The sequence below is a fragment of the Phocaeicola sp. ICN-14070 genome, assembly GCF_037892625.1.
Lineage (GTDB): Bacteria > Bacteroidota > Bacteroidia > Bacteroidales > Bacteroidaceae > Phocaeicola > Phocaeicola plebeius.
The window spans coordinates 123689-130608 of sequence record NZ_JBBKBF010000003.1; the positions used below are offsets into that span (position 1 = coordinate 123689).

Genomic DNA, 6920 nt, shown 5'->3' on the forward strand with positions numbered 1-6920 from the left:
GCTTAATACTTTTTTCTATGTTCCATTCTGGTGTTTTCCGTTACTTTAAGTATTATTGTAGGGAACGTATCTGTCTTGGCTGATTATTGCTACATACTATTTTGAAAAGAAACCCGTCATTGATGTTAATTCTCAATGGCGGGTTTTTGCTATTGTGGTTTTATGCTAATTCCACAATATAATATAGTTTTATTGGTTAAGTAAACTGTCCGGGTTTTCAACATGGATTTCTGTTTCTGGAGTTTTAAGCTGAATAGCGTCCCAAGTCTTCCATATAGGAGATACAATATATTGTGGCTCTTGCATCTTGCCAAGTAATGCGGTAGCTTTTTTTACTTCGGCGTTTGTCTTGTCGAACAGCTCCTGCATGGTGATGTCTCCGTGTGAGTCCTTGATAGTCTTTAGCAAGTAATAGGTGTAATAGCCTTGCTTTTTATCATGGTATACACTTGAAGTCTGGTCACCGCTACTGGATGAAAAACTGATAGTATTGCCTTGTGGCATGCCTAATTTAGGAACTACACGTACACCCTTTTGGGCGATAAGTGGGGCAGCACTCTTATATCCACCGCTGAAACAAGCGTCCAAGAATACATAAGCTCCTTTAACAGGATATGTGGCAAGTTTCTGATATAAGTCGGCTAGAGATATACCTAGGTGGATGTTTTTTCCGGTAATATTGACAGGAAGAAGATAAGCTTGCTTGGTAGCTTCATCATTATTTCCGTGTCCGGAGTAGTAGAAGAATAGTTCTGCATCCGGATCAGTGCTGCCATATTCAGTAGCCAGTCTAGCTGCTCATGCATCATACCGGCTGTTGCATTAGGAGTCACTTTAATTTGACTTGCCGGTATTCCGAAAGTTCGTACACAATACTCTCTGAATATCATTGCGTCATTTACCGCGTATGGTACATTGATTTCGGCATTTGCTCCAGTCATACTGTAATCTTCATTTCCAATGATAAGTGCGTATCTGTGGTTGTTGACTGCACCTTCTGGGATACTCTCAAGCAGTTCACTCTTAAATGACAATTGAAAATCCTGTAGGTTGACTTTCCGGTTTGCCAGTTTACCGTTGGTTTTAATAGAATTTGCGGCAGTAAGATATTCACCCACTTTTACTTTGTAAGCTTCGTTGATGAGTGAAGACTGAGTTTCTTCTACAGCTGTCAGCATAACGGCTACAGAATCTTCTGCAAATCGTTTGTTTACCAGGAAACCGTAATCCAATGTGGCAACTTCACCAGGAGCGATACTGTCAATCAGCATTTCCGGAGAGTCTGTTGTATACACATTCTTAGGCAGTGTGAAGTTGACCTTTACATTGCGTGCCGTTTTAGTACCGAAGTTCTGAAGTGCAATGGTCAGTTTACCATTAGAAGCCAATGTAATAGATGAACCGTTTGATGCGAAGAACTGATGGTCGGCAATTTTCAGTCTTGGCATAGCATATTGGGGTCAATGGTCAGAATTCTGTCAATGGTATTCAGCAGTTTGGGCATATTGTTGGTTGCAATATGAACATTTACCAGGTTATACAGAAAGTCGAGCGAAACAGGGTATTTGCTGATCGCTTTTTCCAGAATATTCTCTTGTTCGGCATAATTCTTCTGACTCATGTAAATCATGTTCAGATATACAAAGCAGTCCTTTTCTTGTGTGCTGTCACCTGATTCCAAATAAATATTGAAATATCTTTTGGCAACATCAAGTTTTTTCATGTTAAAAGCAGATACAGCTGCAAAATAGACTACAGAGTTATACCGGTCGTCCTTAGGTAGCAATTCGCTTCTAAACATAGGCATGTATCGGATGTCGATATATGCTGATGCGAAGTCGAGGGCCTTGAATGTTTCCTTTTGTTCGTAATAGTACAATGCGGCATTTAGAAGATACGGATACATGGAACGTAATCTGTTTTTAGTTCCATTGATGTAACTGACATTGTTTTGTTCTTTAGTTACCTGTATGAAATTTGTATGCTTCCAACAGGTAGGTATACATGCTGTTTGCATTGGCTCCTTTGTCTCTTTCGCTTTCGAAAAGCACATATTGCTGGTTTGCTCTTTTGTAAGCACTGCCTGCGTCTTGCGCTTGTACACTTAAAAGAGAAAAGAGGGCTATTGTGTATAAAAATAGAATTTTTCTCATCGCTTAATAAAGTTAAAAACAGAAGAACCGGAAAAAGCTTTCAGTTCTTCTGTCGTTTATATGATGGTAGTTATAGTCTTTCCCCTAATTATTTTGTAGCAGGAAATGCATCTACAATAACAAATTCAATGTTGATTTTTCTATATTCACCACCACGTTCTTTTGCTACCTCTACGTGATATTCAAATTCGTTGTTTGTGTTTTTTAGAGTCGTAATGTTATTCTTTACATAGTCCATTACGCCTGCAGCTCTCAGCAAAGCCAGCTGTTTATTTTGGGTAATTCCGCTTTCCTTTGTTACCGTAATATTGTCGAGGTTTCCATCTTTGTAGTACGGTTCATCAACAAATTCGCCATATTGTCCTTTATAGGCAATTTTGCTTCTGATAGGACTAGCGTCAGCTGAACCTGTAATTACAATCTTCACCTGTTTGTTTTCACCCAGATACGAAGCAAATTCTCCTTCAAATGCATTCTTGATGATTTTCATCAAAGACATTGCAGCATTTGAACTTTGGATATCATATCTACCAGAAGGGAAGTCTTCTTTTGCAGAGAACTCTTTGTTGATTACTTCATACTGATAACCCACTTTGTAATTTAAGATTTTCTCTCCATTGGCATTTACGTCAGGAATAACTTCTGTCTTGACATTAATCTGTGTATTGTCGGTGATGAGCTGATCTTGTTTGTTCTGTTCAACGACATCTTTCTTGATAGCTTTCAGTTTAGCTTCTTCCTGGCTGGCTTGCTGCATAATTTCAAGAGGTACAAAGTTGCTGTCATCCTGAATACTTGTCATTTTCTTTCTTCCTCTCATTGTACTATAGCTGATTATATAAGTTTTTGCAGCCCATTTTTGAAAATGGCAAATTGGGCTGCAAATTGGCTGCAAAAATCACTTTTTTAGTGCTTAATTAAGTGGCAATTGTTCTGCTTTGGGCTTGACTGTAATAGCCTTTGGAGGAACCATATTTCAGGTTGTTATAGTATCATTTTTCTTCTTACTTGATAAGACAAGATAACCAAAGAGAAGGCTATTAGAATATCCCTAAACTATGAATTACGGCAAATAAAAAAACTCCTGTAATCACATGGACTACAGGAGTTTATTTATATAATGTAACTTTAATTACTTAGCCAAAGCCTGAGCTACGTCTACCGCACAAGCTACTGTACAACCTACCATCGGGTTGTTACCGATACCGAGGAAGCCCATCATTTCCACGTGAGCAGGAACTGATGAAGAACCAGCGAACTGAGCATCTGAGTGCATACGTCCCATAGTATCGGTCATACCGTAAGAAGCAGGACCAGCAGCCATGTTATCCGGGTGAAGTGTACGACCTGTACCACCACCTGAAGCTACTGAGAAGTAAGGTTTACCTGCAAGAACACGTTCTTTCTTGTAAGTACCTGCAACCGGGTGCTGGAAACGAGTCGGGTTAGTAGAGTTACCTGTGATAGATACGTCTACACCTTCTTTCCACATGATAGCTACACCTTCGCGAACGTCGTCAGCTCCGTAGCATTTTACTTTTGCACGAGGACCGTCTGAGTAAGCGATTTCTTTCACAACTTTCAGTTCGCCAGTGTAGTAGTCAAACTGAGTCTGAACGTATGTAAATCCGTTGATACGAGAGATGATCTGTGCAGCGTCTTTACCCAGACCGTTCAAGATACAACGCAAAGGTTCTTTACGTACTTTGTCTGCTTTAGCAGCGATTTTGATAGCACCTTCAGCGGCTGCGAATGATTCGTGACCTGCCAAGAATGCGAAACACTTAGTTTCTTCGCGCAGCAACATTGCAGCCAAGTTACCGTGACCCAAACCTACTTTACGGTCATCAGCAACTGAACCCGGAATACAGAATGACTGCAAACCGATACCGATTGCTTCAGCAGCTTCAGCAGCGTTTTTGCAACCTTTCTTAAGAGCGATGGCGCAACCTACTACGTAAGCCCATTTTGCATTTTCGAAGCAGATAGGCTGAGTTTCTTCACAAGTTTTATAAGGATCAAGACCATACTGTTCGCAGATAGCGTTAGCTTCTTCGATGTCTTTGATACCGTTAGCGTTCAAAGCAGCAAGAATCTGTTTGATACGACGGTCCTGGCTTTCAAATTTTACTTCTCTAATCATAATGTTCTTTCCTCCTTATATTATTCGTGACGTGGGTCAATATGTTTAACTGCACCTTGTTCTGCTGTGAAGCGTCCGTAAGTACCAGTTACTTTCTTCAAAGCTTCGTTTGCGTCAGTGCCTTTCTTGATCTCATCCATGAACTTGCCCAGGTGAACGAATTCGTATCCGCAGATTTCGTCGTTCTTGTCAAGAGCGATAGTTTTGATATAGCCTTCAGCCATTTCCAGGTAACGAGGACCTTTTGCCAAAGTACCGTACAGAGTACCTACCTGGCTACGCAGACCTTTACCCAAGTCTTCCAGACCAGCACCGATCATCAGACCGCCTTCAGAGAAAGCTGACTGAGTACGTCCGTACACAATCTGCAAGAACAATTCACGCATAGCTGTATTGATAGCGTCGCACACCAAGTCAGTGTTCAATGCTTCCAAGATGGTTTTTCCTGGCAGGATTTCAGATGCCATGGCAGCTGAGTGAGTCATACCAGAGCAACCGATTGTTTCAACCAATGCTTCCTGGATAACACCTTCTTTTACGTTCAGTGTCAACTTGCAGGCACCCTGCTGAGGAGCACACCAACCAATGCCGTGAGTTAAACCAGAGATGTCTTTAATTTCTTTTGATTTAACCCATTTTCCTTCTTCAGGAATTGGAGCTGGACCATGATTAGGTCCTTTTTTTACAACACACATGTGTTCAACTTCGTGTGAATAAGTCATATTCTTTACGTTTTATTGGTAATAAAAAATAGGTATTTCGTAAACCCTGAATTAGGGAATTTCTTCCTTAATCCATTCGCAAAGTTAGTCGTTTTATTTCGTTCTGCAACGGGTGAAACCAAACTTTTTGTTACATTTTAATGATATTTTTTCGGTTTGGGCTGTTTTGCAAACTCCGGTTGACAAAATATTTTTCATCTTCTGAAAGAAACTTGTATCTTTGCCCTGAATACAGCAAAGATACCCTGTTATGGGTTTGCATAGAGATAGGTAACAATTATTAGGTATAGAATGGAAATGAATCAGATTACGGTTTCGGATGCGGATTTGCGCAAAGGGGCAGAAGAGGGAATGGATGCTTTTTTGAAAGTATTTATCGATAAATACCTGGAGGTGACAGGAGGAAAGATTAATGCGGATACCATGCCGTTGCTGAACGGGTATCAGCATACTTTGTTAGGCTATCATTTTTTTCGGGAGGAAGTGATGGAAGGAGGTTTCGTACAGCTTATCCAGAATGGATACGGACCGTATATTTTTGATAATCCGTTTGCCAAAGCGATGCGTATGTTTGGGGCAAAAGAGTTTTCAAAGTTAATATACGAGGCTAAAAAAATATACGATGCTCATCGTGCAGATTTGGAAAAGGAACGTACGGAAGAGGAATTCATGGCTATGTATGAGCAATATGAAGCTTTTGATGATTTGGAAGAGCAATATATGGAAGAGGAGGAGCAGATTACCGCACAAATAGCAACGTATGTAGACGAGCATTTGGATAGTTTTGCAGAAGTAAAATAATTATGAAAGGTTTATTTGTGTTAAAATAACACTGTTCCCGTGCAGTCTTTTTTTCTTTTCGTATTTATTTTGTGAATTTTAAATCTAAAAATATTTATTAAACTAAAGATAAGAGTAGAATAGAGTATGAAAAAACAGAAATTGGCAGTCATTTTTGCTGCATTATTAACAATGGCGGGGTTTAGTTCTTGTTTGAACTCAGAAGATGATGGAATTAGTGAATATTACGGTTATTTGGAAGTGAATTCAGGCTGGGGTAATGTGACTTTCTCAACTCCCGATGGCTTACAATTTGTTCCTAATAAGACTGTTACTACTACTGCTAGTTCTAAGTTGGCTTTTGTTTATTGCCAGTATAATGATGTGGATTTGACTGCAGAAACAGAAAAATTACCGGTCACATTGTTAAGCGACCCGGTTTATTTGAACGATTTAGGTTATGCTGAATCAACCTTACCTGATGTAACTTCTACAGTTTCTCTCTATTCTTTAGGAGAAAATGGTGGCGGAGTATGGGGATATAATAAATATTTGGTTTTGACTCCTGCCTATTCTCTGAAAAAAGGTACTACCAATGAAAATTTAAGTACTGAGTTGGTAAATCACCATTTGGATGTGTATTATGTGCCTGAAGAAGATAACGTGACGACTAAGACCCTGAAGTTATATTTGCGTTATCAGCTTACGGGTATAGATGATTCTTCTACTGAAGAAGGTGCAGAAACATCTGAGGCTTGGGCAAATGATTATACAGTGAAATATTCAGATGCTGTTTATGTAAGTTTGTCTTCTTTACTGGCTCAATATGAGAATGCTCATGGAGAGAAGCCCGAAAAACTGGAAGTAGATTACGAATATAATAATAACAGTAACACTGTACCGACAAAAGATACCAATAAAAAACGTACTAAGACGGTTGTGTATAATTTGTATAAAGAAACTGCTGCTAATTAATAATAAACATAAATCGTAAAGATAAGAATCGGCATTATAAAATGGCTTATACAGCTATTTATAGTGCCGATTTTATTTTTGAAAAAACGCCCTTGCGTTTACATTCAAACGTCAAAGAGTTTGGAGTTAAACGCAAGGGCGTTTTAG

At 39.3% G+C, this 6920-nt stretch carries 4 protein-coding genes and 2 pseudogenes; 2 read left to right on the plus strand and 4 right to left on the minus strand.

The window, feature by feature from the left end; translation table 11 throughout:
* Positions 1 to 189: 189 nt before the first annotated feature.
* The 4 genes and pseudogenes from WKT20_RS01850 to WKT20_RS01865 all read right to left on the minus strand — a co-directional run bounded on the left by WKT20_RS01850 (position 190) and on the right by WKT20_RS01865 (position 5018).
* Positions 190 to 2153 (minus strand): annotated as a pseudogene (locus WKT20_RS01850) (caspase family protein).
* Positions 2154 to 2241: 88 nt separating this feature from the next.
* A pseudogene (locus tag WKT20_RS01855) lies at positions 2242 to 2967 on the minus strand (WD40 repeat domain-containing protein); the annotation flags it as partial.
* A gap of 318 nt (positions 2968 to 3285) precedes the next feature.
* Positions 3286 to 4296 (minus strand): GGGtGRT protein, encoded by a 1011-nt coding sequence (locus WKT20_RS01860; protein WP_118163423.1) that lies wholly within the window; start codon positions 4294 to 4296, stop codon positions 3286 to 3288.
* Between the two features lie 20 nt (positions 4297 to 4316).
* Positions 4317 to 5018, minus strand: coding sequence for an iron-sulfur cluster assembly scaffold protein (locus tag WKT20_RS01865; RefSeq protein WP_007561052.1), 702 nt, complete (start codon positions 5016 to 5018; stop codon positions 4317 to 4319).
* A gap of 291 nt (positions 5019 to 5309) precedes the next feature.
* Between WKT20_RS01865 and WKT20_RS01870 the strand changes: the two genes are divergently transcribed.
* Both WKT20_RS01870 and WKT20_RS01875 read left to right on the plus strand, forming a co-directional pair.
* Positions 5310 to 5819: a DMP19 family protein gene (locus WKT20_RS01870; RefSeq protein ID WP_303240494.1), complete on the plus strand. Its 510-nt coding sequence runs from the start codon at positions 5310 to 5312 to the stop codon at positions 5817 to 5819.
* A 126-nt stretch (positions 5820 to 5945) separates the two neighbouring features.
* A complete protein-coding gene (locus tag WKT20_RS01875) occupies positions 5946 to 6773 on the plus strand; it encodes a hypothetical protein (RefSeq protein WP_340416724.1) in 828 nt (275 codons plus the stop codon).
* The last annotated feature ends 147 nt before the right edge of the window (positions 6774 to 6920 follow it).